Origin of the sequence: Haliscomenobacter sp. (assembly GCF_041740695.1) — a bacterium.
Classification (GTDB): Bacteria; Bacteroidota; Bacteroidia; order Chitinophagales; family Saprospiraceae; genus Haliscomenobacter.
The window spans coordinates 112,417-133,001 of record NZ_JBGSLK010000026.1; the positions used below are offsets into that span (position 1 = coordinate 112,417).

The window sequence follows — 20,585 nt, forward strand, 5'->3', positions numbered from 1 at the left end:
TTCCTTTTAATTTGCTGATTTTGTAGGGCTTATAAAAGTTTTCCACTTTGTGTGGATAACTATTCTTTACAAGTGATTTTTGATGGTGTTAATTTTACATAAAATCGAAAAGAAATAATTTTGATTTTAAGATACAGGGATGCTGAAAAGAATCCCTCTTTGTTGCTTACTGGTACTGGGGTGAACCGTTTGAATAAGGTTCACCCTTTTTTTTCTTATTTGTTATTTTTACCTTGCCACAATACCATAAGTCTTAAAAAATCGTTAAAAAAAGCATACTTTTCCAACTGACTCCATAACCAACTGACTCCATAACCAACTTATCGTCGTCCAGGTTTACTTCAGTTATTGTTAATTTCGAGAGCTCCTACACGAAGCTACGAAAATGAGAGAAGGAATGAGAAACTACACCATTGCTTTACTGTGCTGCGTTTTGCCCATTTGGCTTGCTGCACAAGTAAGGTGGGAAACTGGATTGTTGCTAGGAGGTGCTGGATACCAAGGGGATCTTAACCCTGAGACCTATCCGCTGTTGAAAGAGTTGAATCCAGCTTATGGTGGATTTTTTCGCTATTATCTGACGCCTTCATTTTCGACCCGTTTGTGGGGTTTGAGCACTCAGCTCAGTGGAAGTGACCGAAATTTTCCACAAGACGCGCCACATCGCTTGCGCGACTTTTCCTTTCGGACCAAATTCACCGAATTCAGCCTCACTTTTGAATGGGATCCTTTTGGCAAATCCCATTATCCAGAAAGTAAATACCGCTATCATCCCAAGGTCACTCCTTATTTTTTCGGGGGCATTGGGTTGGCTAGATTCAAACCAGAAACAGATTATCGGGTCGATTTTAAAGTGGATGAAAACATTGCTCCTCCCATCTTAGCCGATGAGGCCCAAAGCCGCACGGTACAATTGCCAGTAGTGCCTTTTGGCGGCGGCTTGCGCCTGGATTTGAGTAAATCCACCACCATCGCTTTAGAAGGAGCACTCCGTTTTGCCGATAGTGATTACATTGATGGGGTTAGTGCTTCAGGAAACCCCAAACGACGGGACTGGTATGCAGTAGCCGGTGTCAATTTAATCGTGCGGATGGGCGTACGTGACAGTGATGGGGATGGTTTTTTGGATAAAATAGACGCCTGCCCCCGACTGAAGGGGGTAGAATCGGCCAGAGGTTGTCCGGATAGTGACAGCGATGGGGTAGAAGACGCCGAAGACGCCTGTCCGGAAGTAAAAGGTAGCCTCATCAGTGGTGGTTGCCCGGATACAGACGGCGATGGGTTTATGGATTCTGCCGACCTTTGCCCCCGCGACTCCGGTATTGTGGAAACCGAGGGCTGCCCCGACCGAGACAACGATTGTATTGCGGATATTGACGATGCTTGTCCCGATCTGCCGGGCCTGCCTGGCTTTGGGGGCTGCCCCGATACCGATTGGGATGGGGTATCTGACAAAGATGATCCCTGCCCAGACGAAAAGGGCTTGCCTGGCTCTAATGGTTGCCCGGAGCCCGATACCGATTGCGACGGTCTGATTGATAAATATGACCGCTGCCCCGAAGTAGCTGATACGACCAATCAATATGGCTGCCCGGATACGGACAAAGACGGTTTAATCGATTTGGACGACCGCTGCCCAGATAAAGCTGGATCATTGGTATTCAAAGGCTGTCCCGATACCGATGGCGACGGGTTTCCCGACCCCGATGATCGTTGCCCCGAGATAGCGGATACCACTGCTGGGCATTTTGGTTGCCCGGATACCGACAAAGACGGTTTGATCGACCTAGACGACCGTTGCCCAGAAGTAGCCGGATTGTTAAATAAATTCGGTTGCCCCGAACTGCGTAAGGAAGACCAGGCCGTACTTTTGAGGGCTCGCAAGGAAGTCCGGTTCAAAACCGGAAGCGCGATACTATTGCCTAGTTCCCAAAAAATCCTCGATAAAGTAGCTGCGTTGATGCTGAGCTATCCTGCGTATCAATTGAGCATTCAAGGACATACAGATAGTCAAGGAAAAGATGAATTTAATTTAAATTTGTCAAAAAAACGCGCTAAATCATGCTATGATTACTTGCTTTTGCGTTCTATCGACGCTAAACGAATCGAGCATGATGGACTCGGCGAAACAAAACCAATTGCGAGCAATAAAACAGCCCAAGGACGGGTGCTCAATCGCCGAGTTGAATTTGTATTGGATGTTGTGCAGTAGTGTTTTTTCCAAAAACTATTTAAGTATGAAAGAATCAGTACTTTTTCTGTGCTTGATCATGTGTATGACCGTGATCAAAGCTCAATCTGTGTGGGAAGGTGGAATTTTCGCTGGAATGGCGGTCTACTCAGGGGATATTAACCCAACACTTACTCCTCGCTTCCAGGACTTTACCCCAAGCATAGGCTTGATTGCCCGCTCAAATTTATCCAACCGCTTGGGCTTCAGGGGCGGCATTACTTACCTCAAACTTCAGGGAGACGATGACAACTACACAGGTCGTGAATCCCGCGATTTTGATTTTACCACTAATCTGATAGAAATCAGTGTCTTGGGCGAATGGGAGCCCTTTGGTTCCAATCGCTATTATACCGATGCAGCTGGAAATGTCAACATGGATAAATTGATTTCCCCTTATTTGTATGCCGGAGTGGGTTTGATGGGGGGCGTGCTCAACACCAATTTTTCCAATTACAATGGGAACAGCGATGATGTAAAAGCGGGAATCCAAAAAGACCGGGCGTATGGGAATTCCATTTTAGGCGTAAGTGTTCCCCTTGGATTGGGGATGAAATTTGACATTTCAGAAGGATTCACCGTTGCCCTTGAGGGATGTATCCGGGCCAGCTTTACCGATTATCTTGATGGGATCAGTTTTGCCGCCGGACCCGATGCCAAAGATATTTACATGAATTTTGGTATCGTGGTGTATCGTCGTTTTGGTAATCCTCGCCGTTGGTGATAAGTTTGCTGAATTTTTAGAAACAATAGTCCGTAAGATTATGGCCTCGCCTCCTCAAATCTTACGGACTATTGAAATGGTTTAACCAACTGTTTGTCTAAACTAATGGTTATGTACGCTGCACTTCAAGAACACATCATCAAACGTTTAGGGAAAGTTCCTGAGCGCTTCGAAGAAGTAGCTAAAGCGTTTGAACCCCTTCGGCTCAAACGCGGCACCTATTTGCTTCGAGAAAAGGAAGTCTGCAAGTATGTCTACTTCATCGTTGAAGGCTGTTTGCAGGTATTTGTGATCGATAAAAATGGCAATGAATCCACCCGCGAGTTCTATACCGAGGAGCAGTGGGTAACCGACATTTTTGGGTTCAAAAACCAACAACCTTCAGATGAATACATCAAGTGTACCGAACCCTGTAAACTACTCCGCATTCATTACGATGCATTTCAGCATTTTTCGGCTGAAGTTCCAGCCTTCGCACAGATTTACCAGCAGATTTTGGAGCTTTCTTATAGCAATACCGTGTACCGGGTCAACACCTTGACTTCCTTGGATGCGCTTGAGCGGATCAAGTGGCTGATGGAAAATAAGCCCAAACTCATGACCCGCCTTTCCAGCAAACTGATTGCCTCTTACCTGGGCATCACCCCCGAAACCATGACCCGCCTCAAAGGAAAGTTATAAGTCGTGGGGCAAAATGATCACTTATTTTTTTATCGCCCCTAAGTGCTCAAATCATTGACATTTATCAAGAGTCATTTGGGTCCATTGCCAGAAATTTGTGGCATTGAATCACCAAATTGACACATGATGGACGCGGGCTTAATGCTGTTGATACCCAAATCCGTCCTATGTCACCCTTCGAAATCTAATCATCATGGATAAGTTATTGAGCATTGGCCGCTATTTATTCCCGCTGTCGTTTTTGATGTACGTGGGCTTACACTTGGGCAAACCCGAAGTAGGTGCAGGTTTTGTACCCGACTATCTTCCTTTTCCACTGTTCTGGAATTATTTCACAATGGTCTGTATTGTTTTGTTCATCATCAGTGCGGTGATTGGCAAATACGATAAATTGGCTTACATCCTCATGGCGCTTTACGTCATTCTAATGGCTGTCTTGGTACACTTGCCACGAGCCAATGGCCATGAACTGAGCACTGAAATGATGACAGCTGACTTGGCCCGCGAAATGGAGCTGGAAATGGTGAATTTTTTCCGCAACATCATGGTTGTTGGAGCATTATTGGGCTTTGCGCGTTATGTCGCGAAAGACAATCGGATCATTGGGTGAGGAATTTTACAATTGATGATCAAAGAAATTAATCTCTTGGAAACCCAAAGCGCTTATCAAACAGAAAATCGTTGTCTGTCAAGGTCAACAAAAAAGCGATGATGTCGGCTTTTTCATTGGAACTAAGGATGATTTGTGCTTTTAATGCATCGGTTTCGGTATAGTGATTGAGGACTTCTCGCAGCTTTTTAAAACGCCCATCGTGCATATAGGGGAAAGTGAATTGGATGTTGCGCAAGGTAGGTACCTTGAATTTAAAACTATCGACGGGCATACGACTGATGGCAAATCTGCCCAAATCATTCAAAGTGGGGTCGATGGGGAGTCCATTTTTTTCAAAATTTTGATTGGTAAAAAGAGGCTCAGCGTGGCAGGACACGCAATGCTTTCTGAAAAGCTGCAAACCATTTTTTTCCTGTTCAGTAAAATCCCCACCTGCTTCATTGCGGATGTATTTATCGTATTTTGAATTGTAAGAGTTGAGGTGCAGCGTAAATTGTGAAAAGGCCAGCAGCATTTTTTGACCGCTTGCTAAACTATCATTAAAAGCATTGAAAAATAGAGTTTTATACTTTTTAGCGGCACTTAATTTTTGAATCACATGCTCCAGTTTTTCATCCATTTCTACCGAACTACTGAGGGGGGCTAAAGGCTGCATGTCCAAATGATTGATCCCGCCATCCCACATGAAATTTTTACTCCAGGCCACATTCATGATCGCCATGGAGTTGCGTGTACCAACTTTACCCTCAATACCGTGACTTAAATCGTGGTCAACGTGCGTGAAACCAGTGGCTTGCAAATGGCAACTGGCACAGGAAATGGTACTGTCTCGCGATAAAATGGGGTCATAAAACAGTTGCCTACCCAACTCAAATCCTTCTTTTGTTAAGGGATTTTTAGTGAAATCATACACTGGTTTTGGCCAACCCTCGGGAATAACGAGCGGCATCGGCGTGGTTTTTAGCTCACTAAAAGCGAAGGTGATGAGGGTGAAAAAACCGAAGAGGCAATAAATGACGTGCTTAATTTTTAGGCGCATAAATGGAAAACATTGAGGTACTGTAATCGGCCAATTGCATTGCTTCTTTGCCGGGCATCATGATGCTGTTTTGGGTAGCGATGGATAGGTTTCCAAAAAATAGAGAGAAGTCGACGGCTATAGTGACCTCTTGCCGGATTGCGTCCTGATTTCGATTTACAATAGCGTTTTTTACGGGTAATTCCACTTTTCTCATGCTGTAGAACGGTGGTAAATAGCCACCGATATGGTATTGAAATGCGTTTTTTCGGGTCTTGCACCGAGGACTTCTGCCTTCAATTTTCAAATTGATGTAGCCGCTTTGCCATGCCCAGTACATCCCCTTTTGTGGGTCTAAATCACCACCTAAGGCACCTGAAACATTGGTCAAGCTGTCAATACCGAGGTTGAAATGTATCATTTTGAGGCGTTTTAAGTCTATTTTTTGTAACGCTATGTGTAGCGTAGCGGGGTCAAAAACATCGATTAAATGGGCACTTACGGTGTCTTTGATCCTGGATTTATCGTCCATTTCAAACTGCATATCGGACAGATAAAATCGGATGTTGTCGAACTGGATACTATCCCCTTTTGTGCTTACATACCAGGTGTTTTCTACGATTGGCTGATCCCCAAAAACAGGTAAAATGCTAAACTGCGCGATGGCTGGATAGGCATAAAAAGACAAGAGGAAGAGAAGAATTCGGGATTTAACGCTCATTTCCAGGCTTTTGTCGGTTGTTTTTCGGCATCAAAATTCTTTGAACCGTTTTACCCAATAAGGCATCCAGTTGTGCTTGTTGTTTGGGCGTGCATATTTTACGCACATCTTTAAAATGCTCGTAAGTTACGCGCTCAATTTCGGCTTGCAAAAGGCCTATTTCTTGAAACATTGAATCATTTGCTACTTGTTTTTGAGCATACAGGACTTGCCTTTTTGCAGCAATTAGGGTCAACAAACTATCATGAATCCGGTGATGCCCTTGATGCAAAGGTCGATAAAGGGCTTGTTGTTTTTTATCCATTTTTAATGCTTCAACCAGCACACGCTTTGGTCTTAATCCTGGATTGCCTCCATGTGGCGGGCGGTGGCACCAAAAGAAAAGCAAGGTCGCAGCATTGATGATTAAGGTGATTGCCACTAAGTATTTAAGCGCCTTATTTTTCATAGGACAAGTTTAAGGCATTGTCAAAGTAAGTTTCATACAATACCTGCTCCGCATTTGCTTCAAAAACAGGCTGTTTTTCTTTGTTTGTAAGCACAATGCCAATATTGAACGCGCCGATAACAAACAACAAAACCGATCCGACAACCAATTGGCGCTGGGTTTGAGCCATTCGGATACGCCTCTGTATGGTGCGTTGGCGCACTTGATCATACATGCCTGCGGGTGCGGCAGCGGACTGTTTTACCCATTTGTTTTCATCGAAATTGTCCATTTCTTTGTGTTTTTCAAGTGTTTAGACACTTAGTAATAGAGAAACTTGCGCTCATGAGTACTTTAACTTTTCAAAATCTTTTGCAAATTCTGTTTAGCCCTAAAAAGTAAAGCTTCTACCGAAGAGAGCGTTGTTTGCATCACTTCAGCGATTTCAGCGTAAGACAAGTCTTCTAATTGCCGCAGCACAAAAGCGGTTTTTTGCTTTTCGGGCAATTGGTCAATCGCCTGATAAAGTGATTTCGACAATTCTTTGTTTTCCAAAAGAATGCCAGGATGTACAAAATCAGACACCTCATCTACGAGGGATAAATTAAAAACAGATAGGACTGCACCGAATCGTTTTTTTGCTTTTTTAAAGCGTTGATGGTTCAAGGCTTTGTTGATTGCAATGCGGTAAATCCAGGTCGAGAGTTTAGATTGAGCTTTAAAGCTGTCTATGTTTAAAAAAACATCCACAAATACCTCTTGGGTCAGATCTTCGGCTTCTTCGGTGGATTGTATCATGTATAAAATCGTATTGTATATGCGGTCTTGATGCGCCTCAAACACCTGTTTGAAAGCCGCTTCATTGCCTTGTCGAAGTTGGGCAATTAACGCTGTTTCGATGGTTTGTTGGTCCAAATAAGTTTGTTTTCGTAGCCAGTTTCGTTTTGCTGTTCAGTGCTTTTGCTCAATGTAGCAATACCGTGCTTACAATCGCTGTATTTGCCTACCCTTTCGTTGGTAACCCATTTGACAAAAAACTTGTGGTACAGCTTGAAAAATATTTCCCAAAATCTCTCTCCCTATTTCCCCCTCTCTTTTTTGAAAAAAAACTTAAAACGCAGCGCAAGTTTCTCAGCAAACCAGTTACTAAAGAAGAGACTATTGTGTAATACTCGATTCAATCACCTGTTTTTAAGTGAATTAAAAATGAAAAAAAACCTTTTAACCACAATCGCCCTGGCTTTATTGGCACCAGTGCTTTTTGCCCAAACCAATCCAGCCATCACATCATGGCTGCAAAACACTACAGTTACGGGAAGGTACTACACCGTCGCAGGTGGTTCAATGTCAATCCCCAACAATATTTTGGTCAATTGCCAGAAGGTGCAATATTCAACAAACTTCGCATACGTGACTTGCACGGGTATCCCCGCATATGCAACGGGCCCCTTTCAAGATGGGAACCCCAGCCAGGCAAGCAACCAGAATGCAATTTTTAAGTTCCCACTTTCACCCGCAGAAAACACGGGCACAAAAAGGGCTACCACCGGCGGGAATATTGGCGTATTCATCAATGGTGTGGCCTTGTTTGATTATCGGGACGGTGTAGCCTGGAATGCCACGACCAATACACTGTGTGGCGGCCCCGGCAACCCCACCTGCCCAGGAGGTATGGCCGCAACCCAGGCCTGGAACAGAGATGCTATTTTGGCAGAAAGAGCGGGTTTTGATTGTGCCAAAGGGCATCCTGCGATGGGCAACTACCACCACCATCAAAACCCCAGCGCTTTCGATTTGGATTTGAAGGTCGTTTCAACGGTGTGTAACCTGTACGATGCTGACGGTTTGTACAAACTGGACAGCACCAAACATTCGCCCCTTATCGGTTTTGCTTACGATGGTTTTCCCATTTACGGCGCTTACGGGTATAAAAACACGGATGGCACGGGCGGTATTGCCCGCATGAAATCGAGCTATCAGTTAAAAACAACCCGGGGCACGGGTACGGTTCCTTCTACTACAACTTATCCATTGGGTTATTTTAGAGAAGACTACGAGTTCGTTGGCAATACCGCATCCGATTACCTGGATGTTCACAATGGCCGGATTTGTAAAACACCTGAATATCCAAATGGCATTTATTGCTATTTTGTTACAGTAGATGCCAGTTGGAATTCGGCCTACCCTTATGCCGTTGGGCCTACTTTTTATGGCGTATTGAGCGCATCAAAAGTAACTTCTGTTACAGAGCCAGTAACCACCTACCTCAATACCCTATCGAGTACAAAAGAAGGTGCTTTAAACAATTTACAAATCAAGGTTTTCCCAAATCCGACCGCCGACTTGATTTCTATCCAAATAGGTGATTTGGTCAAGGAAGATTACACCATCGATTTGTATGAAATGACTGGTAAATTGGTCAAATCTACTCAGATCAATAAAGGCAGTACGATTGCTTATTTTGATACACAGACTTTGTATGCAGGCACTTATTTTGTTAAAATCTCAGACGGCAAAGCTCAGACGACCCGTAAAGTAGTATTGCAAAAATAATTCAAAGGCGTGCAAAAAAAGCTGCTGCTTTAGCAAAAAAGTAGATGCAAACGCAAGTTTTAAGGGCCCAATGTGTCTATATAATTATAACAACCAATTTTTTAAGCATTTAATTTTTTAAAACATGAAAAATGTTCTTTTTGGAGCTTTAATGCTCATGATGACCATAACTGCTTGTGACAAAGAAGAGACCACCACCACTACGACCACCACGGATACGGTCATCAAGGTGAAAGCTACTGATTTTCTTGTTGCTGGATTGGCCGAACCCATCACGACTGTTTCTCGTACGCTTTCGAACGGTACAACCGCCGATTGCTACAAAATCGTAACTAAAGCTACCCCGACCGACCACAACATGGGCCCATGGTGTCCGACGAATATCTCTGATGACAAAAGTAAAGGAGGCATTTGGTTAGAAGGTGGTAACGTTTATGATGTTGACGGTGCGTTTATTAAAAACCTGGCAACATTTTACAACAACACAACCTGGGCCATGTACAACACCACTACGGGTGCCATCACCAGAACCCTAACGCAGGCCGATTGTCAGGCGGCGGCCAACCCAAATGTTGGCGCAGCGTATAAAAACTACTGTGTTGAATGTTTGCCGTCTTATGTTTCAACCTTGACAAAAACCTATTACATTCCCGTTACGCCTGTAAAACTGACTACAGCGGTGAGTTTTGGCAATGGACCGGGCGCAATGGGACCATCCACGAGAGGTCTGGCGTTCAATGGCGTCGTATTCGATGCACCTGCTCCTACGAATGCGATATTAGGTGCTTATACATTGGCTCCGTTTGACGATGCTGGCGGTCACATTAATTTAGGCGCGGGTTATCATTATCATGCTGCAACGGGCTTGACAACAAAAATTGCTCAAGCAGATGGCCATGCCGCAATGATTGGTTATGCAATGGATGGTTTTGGCCTCTTTGAAAGATTGAGTGCAAGTGGAACCGAATACACCGATTTGGATGCCAACCGTGGACATTATGATGCGACCAGAGGCTACCATTATCATGTGGACAAACCGGGTTCCAATAACTTCATCAATAAATTAGCTGGTGCATACGCACAGTAACAATGAAAATGGATAGAATTTCAAAAATGAGGTTGATCACGATGACTCTTCTGTTGTTGTGTACTGGTGTCGTTCATGCGCATCAACCTGATTTATCTAACATTATGATTTTTGAGCAAGATGGCAAAAATCTATTGATGATCAGGAGTGCGCTGACGGCTTTTGAGGGGGAGGTTGATTTTCACAACAAGAAAGGGGCTTACAAAACGCCGGAAGCGTTCATCCAATTGGTGATCAAACGTTTTGAGCATACTTGTCGTGTAATCATCAACAACGACACCATTAGATTGATCAATCCACAGGTTGTACTTGGGCACGAAACAACAGTTGTTGCGGAATTGGCCAAGGTGCCCCAAACGATCAAATCTTACTACATCAGAAACGCATTTTTTGAAGACATGCCGAGCAATCAGTGTGAGTTAATTCTTACGGCGAAAGGTTTACCGCAGAAACAATTCATTTTAAACAATACCAATAACCAAGAAGTACTGTTGAGTGTGGAAAATGCAGAATGGATTGTAAAAGACAGCAGTTCTTCTTTTGTTAAAAACCTTTTATGGGGAGCAATTTTTGTGATCGTTGGCACCTTCAGCATCGCAGTCATTAAGAAATATTGAAAAGTATGAAAATTTTTCTGTCGGGGTGCGTTCGTACTAATGTACCCCGACAGTATTGCGCTTCATTTTTTTTATTCAAACCTTTTTGCCAAATTACCATTTGATAAATCGGAAGAGCAGATTTACAAGATGAAAGACATTTTTCAAATGTACAACATTGGGCATTTTATCAACCAGCCGCACAACCCGACTGAATTTGAAATCCTGCGGTTTGACGAAATGGCTGAACCCAATGTTGATGACTTTCACAAACACAGTTTCTACGAAATACTTTGGACCGAAAAAGGCAAAAGCAGACAAATTATTGACTACAACGAATACGAAGTAAAACCAAATAGCCTGTTTTTTATTTCGCCCAACCAGGTGCATCACTTTGAAGAATGGAAACCACTTTCCGGCGGAACAATCCTGTTTTCAGAAGATTTTTATTTGCTCAACCGAAGCAACAAGGACCCTTTATTTGAATTGAGTTTTTTAGACAACCTGTATTCAAATCCTTGTATTGAATTTACCAAAAAATCCTTTGCCGAGGTATCCAATCTCATTTACCAAATTGAAGCCGAACAAAAGCGCAAAGACCGCAACACCAGCATCATTCAGGCGTACTTGCACATCCTGCTTGCTCAAGTTCAGCGATACATCGATACTATAAATCCTACCATAGTTTCAAAAAAATACCTGATCCAGTTCAAGCAATTCAAACAAGTACTAGAAGATCACTTTTGGGAAAACAAAACCGCAAATTATTACGCTGAGCAATTGCACATTACCCAACATCACCTCAACCTGATCTGCAAAGCAATCACCAACAACACCGCGACGGACATCATTAGGGCCCGAAGCATTCTTGAAGCCAAACGGCTATTGACTTTTACCGACAAAAGCATTGCTGAAATTGCTTTTGAATTGAACTTCTCTGACGGTTCGTACTTTGCCAAAACCTTCAAATCTTTTACCAACCATACGCCACAGGACTTTAGAAGTAAAATGTCCGAAAAATACCGAACAAGGTAGGTTCTGTTATAACATCCAGGCTCCACATTGCCGCACCTTTGCATAGTCAATAATGACAAACTAATTTTAAAATATTCTGGCAATGACACAGAAAACTTGGTTGATCACCGGTATTTCAAGTGGTTTGGGTCAGGCATTGGCCCAAACCGTTATTGAGCATGGCGATAGGGTCATCGGTACCTTTCGCCAGCAAGCACAAATTGATGCTTTTAATGATTTGCATCAAAACAAAGCCATCGGAATCAAACTTGACTTGACCAATTCAACAGAAATTCAACATGCTTTTGAATGGGTATTAGCAAATTTCGGCAAACTTGATGTATTGGTGAACAATGCCGGACTTGGCTTTGCAGGGGCAATCGAAGAAACGAGCGACGAAGAAACCAGAGCCGTTTTTGAAGCAAATTTCTTTGGGGTTTTAAACCTCACCAAGACTTTTCTCCCCCTGCTCCGCCAACAAAAAAGTGGACACATCATTCAAATCTCTTCGCACGGAGGTTTTAAAGCATTTGCCGGATTTGGTATTTACAATGCCAGTAAGTTTGCCTTGGAAGGTTTTAGTGAAGCATTGGCACAGGAAATTGCGCCTTTGGGCATTAAACTGACCATCGTTGAGCCCGGACCTTTCCGGACGAATTTTGCAGGCAGTAGCCTCAAATTTGCTGAGCAAACAATTGATGACTACCTCGCAACCGCAGGGGTATTTAGAGAGAAGCTAAAAAGTGTGGATGGTCTGCAAGAAGGCGACCCCCGTAAAGCCGCCAGAGCCATTTACAACCTTACTACCCTTGACACGCCGCCTTTGCGATTACCACTGGGGAAAGTTGCGGTGCACTCGTTGACAAGCAAGTTAGCAAGTGTACAAACCGACCTCGATAACTATCGCGACATTGCTGAAGGCGCGGTTTATTAGCACTTAGTTGACTACAGTCAAATCATAAAACTTCATTTTGGATACGACTAACTTTGGTTTGGAAACTTTTTTGGTTTAAACCCTCCTGATCTTTGTGCTACACAAAAAATAATAAAATGCAGTACAAAATTTTAGGAACTACAGGATTAAAAGTTTCCACGCTTTGTTTAGGGACCATGAATTATGGCGGGAAAGGGTTCTTCGGCTACATGGGCAATTTAGACCAAAACGAAGTGGACGAACAGATTCGGACTGTAACCGATGCAGGTGTCAATTTTATTGATACCGCCAACATTTATTCGGAAGGATTGTCGGAGGAAATGATCGGACAAGCCATTAAAAATCTCTCTCTAAAAAGAGACGACTTGGTTCTGGCAACCAAAGTTAGAGGCTCAATGGGTAAAGGAGAAAACGACCGAGGGTTGTCTCGTAAGCACATCATTCAAGAAGTGGAAAGTAGTCTGAGAAGACTAAAAACCGATTACATAGATTTGTATCAAATTCATACTTCTGACCCACTTACTCCAATTGAAGAAACCATCCGAACCTTGGACGATTTGGTAAAAAGTGGAAAAATTCGCTATTTCGGAGCAACGAATGTTGCCGCTTGGCATTTGATGAAAGGTTTGGCCTATTCAGATCGTCATCATCTGAATAGATTTGCATCCTTACAAGCAAACTATACACTTGATACAAGAGACATAGAAAGGGAAATTATTCCATTGTTAGTAGACCAAAAAGTAGGTTTATTGATTTGGAGTCCGTTGAGTGGTGGATTGCTGTCAGGCAAGTATAAAAGAGATTTGCAAGGTGCCGAAGGTCGGTTAAACAAATTTCCTTTTCCTCCCTTTAATGAAGAAAGAGCCTACAATGTTTTAGATGTACTACACCCAATGGCAGAACAAAAAAGGGTTTCGGTTGCTCAACTGGCACTGGCTTGGCTTTTACATCAACCGGCGGTAACCAGTATTATCATTGGAGCAACTAAACTTCATCAATTGCAAGACAACTTAAAATCTATTGAGGTTGTATTTACTGCTGATGAGTTGAAAACACTGGACGAAGTTAGCCAACTCAGCAAGGAATATCCCGGAAATGTAATCGAGGTCATGACAATGGACAGAAGCAACGGATCTGATTTTTTGACAAAATGACATCAAAAGCCACTGGGGAACAATCAAATGATTCTCCCCAGTGGCAATGTGTATATAAAATGAAAATGGACAAAAGACCGATTAAAATCATCAATTCAGTTTCAGAATTGCATCGTTTATTGACCTTGCCCAAACCTCTGCATCCGTTGATTACACTGATTAATCACGGCGACATTACATCGGCACCCAATCAAGACAATGAGCGTTTGGTCTTGAATTTCTACAATATTTCCATCAAACGAAGTTTTCATGGGCAAATGAAATATGGGAAAAATTATTACGACTTTGATGAAGGTACAATGTCTTTTATTTCTCCTAATCAAGTGATTTCCATCGACGAAGATGAAAATAGGAATAAAGATGGTTGGTCATTAATGTTTCACCCCGATTTGATCAGAAATTATAATTTGAGCAAAACTATTCACAACTATGGCTTCTTTGCTTACGAAGTAAACGAAGCATTGCATCTTTCAGAAAAAGAAGAAACGATTATTGAAAATTTGATCAGAAATATCGAACAGGAATATCAGTCAAATACTGATGTTTACAGCCAAGATGTAATTGTCTCTAATCTCGAGTTGTTGTTAAATTATTGCAACCGATTTTACAACCGACAATTCGTTACCAGGAAATTAGCGAGTAATGATTTATTGGTAAAATTTGAAAATATTTTGGCAACATATTTTAATGACAGTATTGAAACAGGTTTGCCAACAGTAAACAGTTTAGCACAAGAATTGAATCTATCGCCAAGTTATTTGAGTGATATGTTGCGAACAGCAACCGGCCAAAATACGCAACAACACATTCATAATAAATTGATAGATAAGGCAAAAGATATTTTAACAACAACAAATTTATCCGTTGGCGAAATTGCCCACAAGTTGGGTTTTGAGTACCCACAGTCATTCAATAAACTATTTAAAAACAAAACAACCTTTACACCCCTCGAATACAGGCAATCGTTTAATTGAAAAAAGCGCTAAAAAAGACGTTGACGCTTATGACCGAAAACAAAGACATCTGGATCAAAACGGGATACGAAATTTTTGCTTTGTCGGGTGAAAATGGATTAAAAATCGAAGTCCTTGCTAAAAAAGTAGGCATTAGCAAGTCTTCCTTTTACCACCACTTTGCTGACCTGGAAATTTTCATAGAATATCTTTTGACATTTCACTTGCACCAGTCTGAAGTGATGGCTGACAAGGAAAAAAACGCAAAAAATATTGACCCTGAATTGATCAATATTTTGGTAGAACACAAGATGGACTTGCTGTTTAACCGGCAGTTGCGGATCAACCAACAGCACCAACACTACAAAGAAACACTGGACAAATCCAATCAGATTGTTGGAAACGAATTTGTAAAACTTTGGGCAAAAGACTTAAACCTCAACCTGAACCACCGGCAGTTAGAAAGTTTATTTGAATTGGCTTTGGAGAATTTTTATCTGCAAATCAACGCTGAAAACCTCAATTCCGCCTGGCTATCCGCCTATTTCAACAACCTGAAACGGATTGCCCGAAATTTCGAGTCCATTGTACGGTAGCGTCTAAAATGGCAGGGTAAGGGCCATTACTTTTGTTCAAAATCACGATGAAATGAGCAATGTAATGACCCACAAATCGCACAAATCGTATTTGAAGTTTACCGCTTTTGTGGTCGGTTCTTTTGGCCCAATATTCTTTTTAGGCACCATGATTGCCACTTCTGAGCCAGCCAGGTGGACCCTCGACTTTTTAAGCTTTCCCGTGGATGGCGTACAAAGTTATGAAGCAGCCACTACCCGATTCCTTTCTGCCCTTACTGGTGGTTTTTTGCTTGGTTGGGGAGTGTGCATTTGGTGTTTGCAAAAATGGGTGTACGACCTTGCACCCGAAGGTGTTAGAAAAGCGGTACTGGGTGGCCTTTTGGCCTGGTTCGTATTCGACAGTACTGGTTCCATTGCTTCCGGAAATGCTTCCAACGCCTTGTTTAACGTGATTGTGCTGTTTCTTGCAGTAGGCCCGCTGTGGAGACCAGCAAAATTAAATTAGGACCCTATTTAAATTTTCTTTGCTGTTTGACCATTGTGGGAAATCAAAAACTCCCGAAGGATTGCCGTAACTTGATCGGGCTGTTCCCCCTGAGGGAAATGCCCAGCTGTGGGTAGTTGTTTAACCATCGCATGTGGAAATCCGTCCAGAAATTTGTCCAGATTTTTAGGTTTAATGACGGAATCTTTCATTCCCCAAATAAATAGCATGGGTTTGTCTTGGAGTACATTGCGTTGAGCCCACAGTGATTCAAACCAGGCTTGATCGTTTAACAGCGAACGGGTGAAAGCCATTAAACCTTTACACAATAGCCTTGTCTAACCAGTGACATGAGCATTAAGTAATCTATACTTTTAAACAAAATGACACAAAGCCTTACCGCTCTATGCTTATCGATTACTTTGATAAGTTTGACAAGTTGCTCAAAAACCGATACAGAAGTTTCACTTCAACCACTGTCTTACCTGAAAAATACGGTGCAATACAAATCTGTAACTGGAGTGAATACAAATTTGCTGAGTCTTGACATCTACCACTTTGGACAGGCCACACCTAAAAAACCTGTTGTAGTTTATGTGCACGGAGGGGGCTTTGCGGTTGGGGACAAAGCCAATAACTTGGTCAATAAACAGAACTTATTCTCATCTTTAGGGTATATTTTTGTGAGCATCAATTATAGATTAAGCCCCGCATCCTATAGCACAGACCCCTACCGAGTCATGTATCCTACCCACAATAATGATGTAGCCGATGCCATAAAATGGATTTACGACAAAATTGGTGATTATGGTGGTAACAATCAAAAAATTGCCCTTTTAGGCCATAGTGCAGGCGCACACTTAGTTGCCTTAACCGGGACGAGCAATCAATTCCTTCCTTTAAGAAATATCGGATTGAGTACGTTGAAAGGTGTTGCTTGTATAGATACAGAAGGTTACGATGTGGAAGCAAGATGTAAAGAAAAGAATGAAGTATATCTTAATGCCTTTGGGCAGGAAAATACGTTCTGGTTTGAAGCATCGCCCATCAATAATTTATTTACAGCAACCGCATACCCCAAGTTTTTTATAGCAAAGCGAGGAAATAACTCACGTATTGGTTATGCAAACGCTTTTATTACAAAACTTCAGGTTACTGGCGTTTCGGTTAGCGAAGTTACCGCTAATCAGTATGACCATGAAGGCATCAATGACGCCATTGGTGCACCGGGAGAAACAGCGATAACCGAGCCTTTAAAAGCATTTTTAGTTCAGTGTTTTAAATAATTTATTGATTGTCATGAAATGAGAAAAATTAGATTTTATCAATACTATGGGAAATCAAAAACTCCCGAAGGATTGCCGTAACTTGATCGGGCTGTTCCTCCTGAGGAAAATGCCCGGCTGTGGGTAGTTTTTTAACCCTCGCATGTGGAAATCCGTCCAGAAATTTGTCCAGATTTTTAGGTTTAATGACGGAATCTTTCATTCCCCAAATGAATAACATGGGTTTGTCTTGGAGTATATTGCGTTGCGCCCACAGCGATTCAAACCAGGCTTGATCATTTAACAGCGAACGGGCGAAAGCCAGTGGACCCTCACGCTCAGTAATATGGGTAAAAGGCCGAGTATACTGTCGAAGTAAGGACCTGGATAATTTTTGCTCACCAAAAGATTGAGGTAGAATGTATCGGGGCGAAAAGTTGAGGTAACGGTATAAAACCGGCAGCAAGGGACTTTTTAGGATCTTGCGGATGGCCAAAAAATCAGCATCAGTTTCACTGCTCCAAAGCCAGGAATTCAGTACAATGATTCCTTTGATGCGTTCGGGATATTTAAGCGCAAAGTTGAATCCAATCGGGCCACCAAAGTCATGTACCACCAAAATTAGATCCTGGAGGTCTTGTTCCAGGATGAACTTTTCCAGGGTATTGCTGTGATTAAGGGTAGAATAATCGTACACTTTTGGTTTATCGGATAGTCCAAAGCCAATATGATCGATGGCGATGCAACGATGGGTAACCCGCAGGGCTTTAATGACCTTGCGGTAATCAAAACTCCAGGAAGGGGTGCCGTGTACAAACAGGATTGGGTCACCTTCCCTTTCGTCAATGTAATGCAATTGCTGTCCATTGACCGGGAAATAGTGAGACTTGAAAGGATATTCGGTTTGATCGAGCCAAGCGTGGTTCATAAGTATTTTTATGGCAAAGGTGGGCGACTTAGGCAGAAAAAACCTTGGTAAAAACCAAGATTTTTTTTGCCTCAACCATTCGTTCCATTGGTCCCACAAGCCCCGCTGAAAACACTTACTCACTGTAATGCCAATTAAGCATAAAATCAGAACGCCTGAACTTTGAAATCATTCAAAATCCAGGCGCTCCCAGCAACTCCTGTTTCAACAAGCCTTGCTTACTGTTACTGTTTGCTGAATTTCAACATCTCGCCAGCCTGGCCCTCTGCAAACACGCGCAGATAATACATTCCAGCCGGAAGGGTATGGATATCCAGTTCGGCTTGAGTGCTACCTGCTTCCAGGTTTTGGCGCTGGGTGATTTTGCCGTTCAGGTCCAATACCTCAAGGGTGATTTTGCCAGTTCCCAAGTTATTGCCCAATTGAATGTTCAACAAGTCCTTAGCGGGATTGGGGAAGATCGCCGAGCTCTGAAAAGTACCTACGGCATGACTGCCACAGCGTCTGACTTCGAAGGCTGCTCCGGCTACATCCAGCCCGGCGCAGATGCTACCTCCACCTTGTACCAATAAGCTGTTTACATCAAAGCCCGTCGTTTGACCCAGTTTCACGATGCTCAAATCCAGGGTAGCTGGGTTGTACACCAACGTATGGATGCGGTATTTGCCTTCGCGGTTTACAAAAAACTCTGGGCCATTGGTATTTACCGCCCGAATGATCAGGCTATCCCCTTCGGTCAATACCCATAGCGAACGGTAGCCGCTAGGGCCACTGGGCTGATGCAGAATGCTCGCCTTGAGTCTAACTGAGCGTATTCCACTCAGACAAGTGTTTGGTTGCGGTACAATCCGGCCGATATTCACTTGACAAGGGCAATTCCTTACCGTAAAGGGCGCTCCGGCTACATCCAGTGCTGCACAAATGGCACCTCCGCCCTGGATCAGCAAACCATTGACGTCCACACCCGTGGTTTGACCAAATTTGACAATGCCCAAATCCAAGGTCGCCGGGTTGTACACCAGTGTATGGATGGTGAATCGGCCCGTATCGCGTACTGTAAATAAAGGCAGATTATTCACTTGCTGAATCACCAGATTGTTGCCCGAAGTAAGCACGTACAACAAGCGGTAACCCGTAGGTACAGTAGGCAACGTGCGGATGCTGGCAGCAAGCACGGCCCGTCCACCTTGCAAGCAAGCCGAACTGCCCAATGCACGTAAAGTACCCGCACTGGCTTTGCAACAAATCGCAGTAGATACGTCAAATTTCGCACCTGCTACATCCAGCGAAGCGCAAATAGAGCCCCCGCCTTGGCGCAATAATCCATTGACGTCAAACCCGGTAGTGACGCCAAGTTGTACAATCCCTAAGTCCAGGGTGGCCGGATTGTATACCAGGGTGTGAATGGTGTACTTGCCAGCAGCATTTACGGTAAAATTCGGCGTAGCTCCCGCACCGACAATCACTAAACTGTCACTCCGCGTAAGGACATACGCTACTTGATAACCCGCAGGTACAACGGGACGAGATCCCTGTACGGCTCTTAAGTTGGCCGAACCGGATTGCAAACAACCATCGGTCAATGGGCGCAAGGTTCCGGCATTGGCAGTACAAGGACAAACCTCTACGTTAAATTTCGCTCCAGCGACATCCAAGGCAGCACAAATGCTGCCCCCTCCTTGCCGCAATAAGCCATTGACAGTTATACCCGTAGTGACGCCAAGTTGTACAATGCCCAAATCCAGGGTAGTTGGGTTGTACACTAAGGTATGGATGGTATACAAGCCAGGTGCGGTGACTTTGAACTCAGGTTTGGCACCAGCGTTGATGATAACCAGGCTGTCACCACGCGTCAGGACATACACCACCTGGAAGCTATCGGGCACCACAGGTGCAGTAGCTACCGTCGCCCGTAAGGTAAGGGTATCGCCATCCAGGCAGGCGCGGGTTTCTGGGCGTAAGGTTCCAGCACTGGCAAAGCAGGGTTCCTCACAAGCGCTAAAGCTGAACTTGGCTCCAGCTACATCCAGGACAGCGCAAATGTTGCCGCCACCCTGCACGAGCAGGCCATTGACGTCAAAACCCGTCGTTACACCTGGTTTGACAATGCTCAAATCCAGGGTGCTGGGATTGTACACGAGGGTGTGAATGGTGTAATTGGCATCGGGTGTTACGCGGAAGTAGGGAAAGCGGCTTACGCCTTGGATGACCAGGCTATCCCCTTTCGTCAGTACGTAGAGCACTTGAAATCCGGTAGGTACGGTGGCTGCTACCACTTGTGTGGCTTGGATACTGGTAGTAGCGCCAGTTTGGCACATTTTGAGTTCGCCCAAACGACCGATGCCAGCGCGGCAACTGTTTTGGGCCTGGACTGAGGTAGCAATACTAAAGCTGAACAGGGTTAAAAAAAGGCTGTAGGCAAAGCTTCGCCAGCCTCTTGAATTGAGGTGAACTTTCTGATTCATAATGGTTTTGGTTTTTAAAAATATGTTTTTTCTAACTGAAAAGAGCAGGGATTGTTGACAGGAAAAAGGGGGAAATAGCAGTTTTGTCAGATGTCTGACTTAGGTCTAATATTGCTTGAACAAAAAAATAAACCAGGCCCAATAAATACTGAAAAGTAAA

At 43.5% G+C, this 20,585-nt stretch carries 22 protein-coding genes; 14 read left to right on the forward strand and 8 right to left on the reverse strand.

What is annotated here, in order from left to right; translation table 11 throughout:
• The first annotated feature begins 397 nt into the window (after positions 1 to 397).
• The 4 genes from ACEW9O_RS05865 to ACEW9O_RS05880 all read left to right on the forward strand — a co-directional run bounded on the left by ACEW9O_RS05865 (position 398) and on the right by ACEW9O_RS05880 (position 4,245).
• Positions 398 to 2,212, forward strand: coding sequence for a DUF6089 family protein (locus ACEW9O_RS05865; RefSeq protein ID WP_373549202.1), 1,815 nt, complete (start codon positions 398 to 400; stop codon positions 2,210 to 2,212).
• A 25-nt stretch (positions 2,213 to 2,237) separates the two neighbouring features.
• Complete coding sequence (locus ACEW9O_RS05870; RefSeq protein WP_373549203.1) at positions 2,238 to 2,954, forward strand: DUF6089 family protein; 717 nt, start codon at positions 2,238 to 2,240, stop codon at positions 2,952 to 2,954.
• Positions 2,955 to 3,065: 111 nt separating this feature from the next.
• A complete protein-coding gene (locus tag ACEW9O_RS05875; protein ID WP_373549204.1) occupies positions 3,066 to 3,635 on the forward strand; it encodes a Crp/Fnr family transcriptional regulator in 570 nt (189 codons plus the stop codon).
• A gap of 193 nt (positions 3,636 to 3,828) precedes the next feature.
• Entirely contained in the window at positions 3,829 to 4,245 is a 417-nt protein-coding gene (locus ACEW9O_RS05880) for a hypothetical protein (protein ID WP_373549205.1), read from the forward strand.
• A gap of 28 nt (positions 4,246 to 4,273) precedes the next feature.
• Here ACEW9O_RS05880 and ACEW9O_RS05885 read toward each other — a convergent pair whose 3' ends face one another.
• The 5 genes from ACEW9O_RS05885 to ACEW9O_RS05905 form a co-directional block, all read right to left on the reverse strand.
• The gene (locus ACEW9O_RS05885; RefSeq protein WP_373549206.1) at positions 4,274 to 5,287 is read right to left on the reverse strand and encodes a cytochrome-c peroxidase; all 1,014 of its coding nucleotides are present in this window, start codon (positions 5,285 to 5,287) and stop codon (positions 4,274 to 4,276) included.
• A complete protein-coding gene (locus ACEW9O_RS05890) occupies positions 5,271 to 5,987 on the reverse strand; it encodes an MbnP family protein (RefSeq protein WP_373549207.1) in 717 nt (238 codons plus the stop codon). The genes ACEW9O_RS05885 and ACEW9O_RS05890 overlap by 17 nt, the downstream gene beginning before the upstream one ends.
• Positions 5,977 to 6,435: a hypothetical protein gene (locus ACEW9O_RS05895; protein ID WP_373549208.1), complete on the reverse strand. Its 459-nt coding sequence runs from the start codon at positions 6,433 to 6,435 to the stop codon at positions 5,977 to 5,979. Before ACEW9O_RS05895 ends, ACEW9O_RS05890 begins: the two co-directional genes overlap by 11 nt.
• Positions 6,425 to 6,706 carry a hypothetical protein gene (locus ACEW9O_RS05900; protein ID WP_373549209.1) on the reverse strand — a complete coding sequence of 94 codons (282 nt, stop codon included), beginning with the start codon at positions 6,704 to 6,706 and terminating at the stop codon, positions 6,425 to 6,427. Before ACEW9O_RS05900 ends, ACEW9O_RS05895 begins: the two co-directional genes overlap by 11 nt.
• A 62-nt stretch (positions 6,707 to 6,768) precedes the next feature.
• The gene (locus ACEW9O_RS05905) at positions 6,769 to 7,329 is read right to left on the reverse strand and encodes an RNA polymerase sigma factor (RefSeq protein WP_373549210.1); all 561 of its coding nucleotides are present in this window, start codon (positions 7,327 to 7,329) and stop codon (positions 6,769 to 6,771) included.
• Between the two features lie 291 nt (positions 7,330 to 7,620).
• On the opposite strand from ACEW9O_RS05905, the gene ACEW9O_RS05910 reads away from it, so the two are divergent.
• From ACEW9O_RS05910 to ACEW9O_RS05950, 9 genes are all read left to right on the forward strand, one after another.
• Positions 7,621 to 8,967, forward strand: coding sequence for a YHYH protein (locus ACEW9O_RS05910; RefSeq protein WP_373549211.1), 1,347 nt, complete (start codon positions 7,621 to 7,623; stop codon positions 8,965 to 8,967).
• A 157-nt stretch (positions 8,968 to 9,124) separates the two neighbouring features.
• Positions 9,125 to 10,054, forward strand: a complete 930-nt coding sequence (locus tag ACEW9O_RS05915; protein WP_373549212.1) for a YHYH protein — start codon at positions 9,125 to 9,127, stop codon at positions 10,052 to 10,054.
• A gap of 137 nt (positions 10,055 to 10,191) precedes the next feature.
• Entirely contained in the window at positions 10,192 to 10,671 is a 480-nt protein-coding gene (locus tag ACEW9O_RS05920) for a hypothetical protein (protein ID WP_373549213.1), read from the forward strand.
• Positions 10,672 to 10,800: 129 nt separating this feature from the next.
• Complete coding sequence (locus ACEW9O_RS05925; RefSeq protein WP_373549214.1) at positions 10,801 to 11,685, forward strand: helix-turn-helix transcriptional regulator; 885 nt, start codon at positions 10,801 to 10,803, stop codon at positions 11,683 to 11,685.
• An 82-nt stretch (positions 11,686 to 11,767) separates the two neighbouring features.
• The gene (locus tag ACEW9O_RS05930; protein ID WP_373549215.1) at positions 11,768 to 12,598 is read left to right on the forward strand and encodes an oxidoreductase; all 831 of its coding nucleotides are present in this window, start codon (positions 11,768 to 11,770) and stop codon (positions 12,596 to 12,598) included.
• A 116-nt stretch (positions 12,599 to 12,714) separates the two neighbouring features.
• Positions 12,715 to 13,752 (forward strand): aldo/keto reductase, encoded by a 1,038-nt coding sequence (locus ACEW9O_RS05935; protein ID WP_373549216.1) that lies wholly within the window; start codon positions 12,715 to 12,717, stop codon positions 13,750 to 13,752.
• On the forward strand, positions 13,749 to 14,726 hold the full coding sequence (locus tag ACEW9O_RS05940) for a helix-turn-helix domain-containing protein (protein ID WP_373549217.1): 978 nt from the start codon (positions 13,749 to 13,751) through the stop codon (positions 14,724 to 14,726). Before ACEW9O_RS05935 ends, ACEW9O_RS05940 begins: the two co-directional genes overlap by 4 nt.
• Positions 14,727 to 14,755: 29 nt before the next feature.
• Positions 14,756 to 15,301 (forward strand): TetR/AcrR family transcriptional regulator, encoded by a 546-nt coding sequence (locus ACEW9O_RS05945; RefSeq protein ID WP_373549218.1) that lies wholly within the window; start codon positions 14,756 to 14,758, stop codon positions 15,299 to 15,301.
• 52 nt (positions 15,302 to 15,353) lie between these two features.
• Complete coding sequence (locus ACEW9O_RS05950) at positions 15,354 to 15,788, forward strand: hypothetical protein (protein ID WP_373549219.1); 435 nt, start codon at positions 15,354 to 15,356, stop codon at positions 15,786 to 15,788.
• Between the two features lie 8 nt (positions 15,789 to 15,796).
• Here ACEW9O_RS05950 and ACEW9O_RS05955 read toward each other — a convergent pair whose 3' ends face one another.
• The gene (locus tag ACEW9O_RS05955; protein WP_373549220.1) at positions 15,797 to 16,081 is read right to left on the reverse strand and encodes an alpha/beta fold hydrolase; all 285 of its coding nucleotides are present in this window, start codon (positions 16,079 to 16,081) and stop codon (positions 15,797 to 15,799) included.
• 69 nt (positions 16,082 to 16,150) lie between these two features.
• Between ACEW9O_RS05955 and ACEW9O_RS05960 the strand changes: the two genes are divergently transcribed.
• The gene (locus ACEW9O_RS05960; RefSeq protein ID WP_373549221.1) at positions 16,151 to 17,053 is read left to right on the forward strand and encodes an alpha/beta hydrolase; all 903 of its coding nucleotides are present in this window, start codon (positions 16,151 to 16,153) and stop codon (positions 17,051 to 17,053) included.
• Between the two features lie 28 nt (positions 17,054 to 17,081).
• On the opposite strand, the gene ACEW9O_RS05965 is transcribed toward ACEW9O_RS05960, so the two are convergent.
• Complete coding sequence (locus ACEW9O_RS05965) at positions 17,082 to 17,960, reverse strand: alpha/beta fold hydrolase (RefSeq protein ID WP_373549222.1); 879 nt, start codon at positions 17,958 to 17,960, stop codon at positions 17,082 to 17,084.
• A gap of 224 nt (positions 17,961 to 18,184) precedes the next feature.
• The gene (locus ACEW9O_RS05970; RefSeq protein ID WP_373549223.1) at positions 18,185 to 20,425 is read right to left on the reverse strand and encodes a T9SS type A sorting domain-containing protein; all 2,241 of its coding nucleotides are present in this window, start codon (positions 20,423 to 20,425) and stop codon (positions 18,185 to 18,187) included.
• Between the last annotated feature and the right edge of the window lie 160 nt (positions 20,426 to 20,585).

Coding starts and splice junctions, on each gene's coding strand:
- ACEW9O_RS05865 (WP_373549202.1), top strand. CDS start 398: ATGAGAAACTACACCATTGCTTTACTGTGCTGCGTTTTGCCCATTTGG.
- ACEW9O_RS05870 (WP_373549203.1), top strand. CDS start 2,238: ATGAAAGAATCAGTACTTTTTCTGTGCTTGATCATGTGTATGACCGTG.
- ACEW9O_RS05875 (WP_373549204.1), top strand. CDS start 3,066: ATGTACGCTGCACTTCAAGAACACATCATCAAACGTTTAGGGAAAGTT.
- ACEW9O_RS05880 (WP_373549205.1), top strand. CDS start 3,829: ATGGATAAGTTATTGAGCATTGGCCGCTATTTATTCCCGCTGTCGTTT.
- ACEW9O_RS05885 (WP_373549206.1), bottom strand. CDS start 5,287: ATGCGCCTAAAAATTAAGCACGTCATTTATTGCCTCTTCGGTTTTTTC.
- ACEW9O_RS05890 (WP_373549207.1), bottom strand. CDS start 5,987: ATGAGCGTTAAATCCCGAATTCTTCTCTTCCTCTTGTCTTTTTATGCC.
- ACEW9O_RS05895 (WP_373549208.1), bottom strand. CDS start 6,435: ATGAAAAATAAGGCGCTTAAATACTTAGTGGCAATCACCTTAATCATC.
- ACEW9O_RS05900 (WP_373549209.1), bottom strand. CDS start 6,706: ATGGACAATTTCGATGAAAACAAATGGGTAAAACAGTCCGCTGCCGCA.
- ACEW9O_RS05910 (WP_373549211.1), top strand. CDS start 7,621: ATGAAAAAAAACCTTTTAACCACAATCGCCCTGGCTTTATTGGCACCA.
- ACEW9O_RS05915 (WP_373549212.1), top strand. CDS start 9,125: ATGATGACCATAACTGCTTGTGACAAAGAAGAGACCACCACCACTACG.
- ACEW9O_RS05920 (WP_373549213.1), top strand. CDS start 10,192: ATGATCAGGAGTGCGCTGACGGCTTTTGAGGGGGAGGTTGATTTTCAC.
- ACEW9O_RS05925 (WP_373549214.1), top strand. CDS start 10,801: ATGAAAGACATTTTTCAAATGTACAACATTGGGCATTTTATCAACCAG.
- ACEW9O_RS05930 (WP_373549215.1), top strand. CDS start 11,768: ATGACACAGAAAACTTGGTTGATCACCGGTATTTCAAGTGGTTTGGGT.
- ACEW9O_RS05935 (WP_373549216.1), top strand. CDS start 12,715: ATGCAGTACAAAATTTTAGGAACTACAGGATTAAAAGTTTCCACGCTT.
- ACEW9O_RS05940 (WP_373549217.1), top strand. CDS start 13,749: ATGACATCAAAAGCCACTGGGGAACAATCAAATGATTCTCCCCAGTGG.
- ACEW9O_RS05945 (WP_373549218.1), top strand. CDS start 14,756: ATGACCGAAAACAAAGACATCTGGATCAAAACGGGATACGAAATTTTT.
- ACEW9O_RS05950 (WP_373549219.1), top strand. CDS start 15,354: ATGAGCAATGTAATGACCCACAAATCGCACAAATCGTATTTGAAGTTT.
- ACEW9O_RS05955 (WP_373549220.1), bottom strand. CDS start 16,081: ATGGCTTTCACCCGTTCGCTGTTAAACGATCAAGCCTGGTTTGAATCA.
- ACEW9O_RS05960 (WP_373549221.1), top strand. CDS start 16,151: ATGACACAAAGCCTTACCGCTCTATGCTTATCGATTACTTTGATAAGT.
- ACEW9O_RS05965 (WP_373549222.1), bottom strand. CDS start 17,960: ATGAACCACGCTTGGCTCGATCAAACCGAATATCCTTTCAAGTCTCAC.
- ACEW9O_RS05970 (WP_373549223.1), bottom strand. CDS start 20,425: ATGAATCAGAAAGTTCACCTCAATTCAAGAGGCTGGCGAAGCTTTGCC.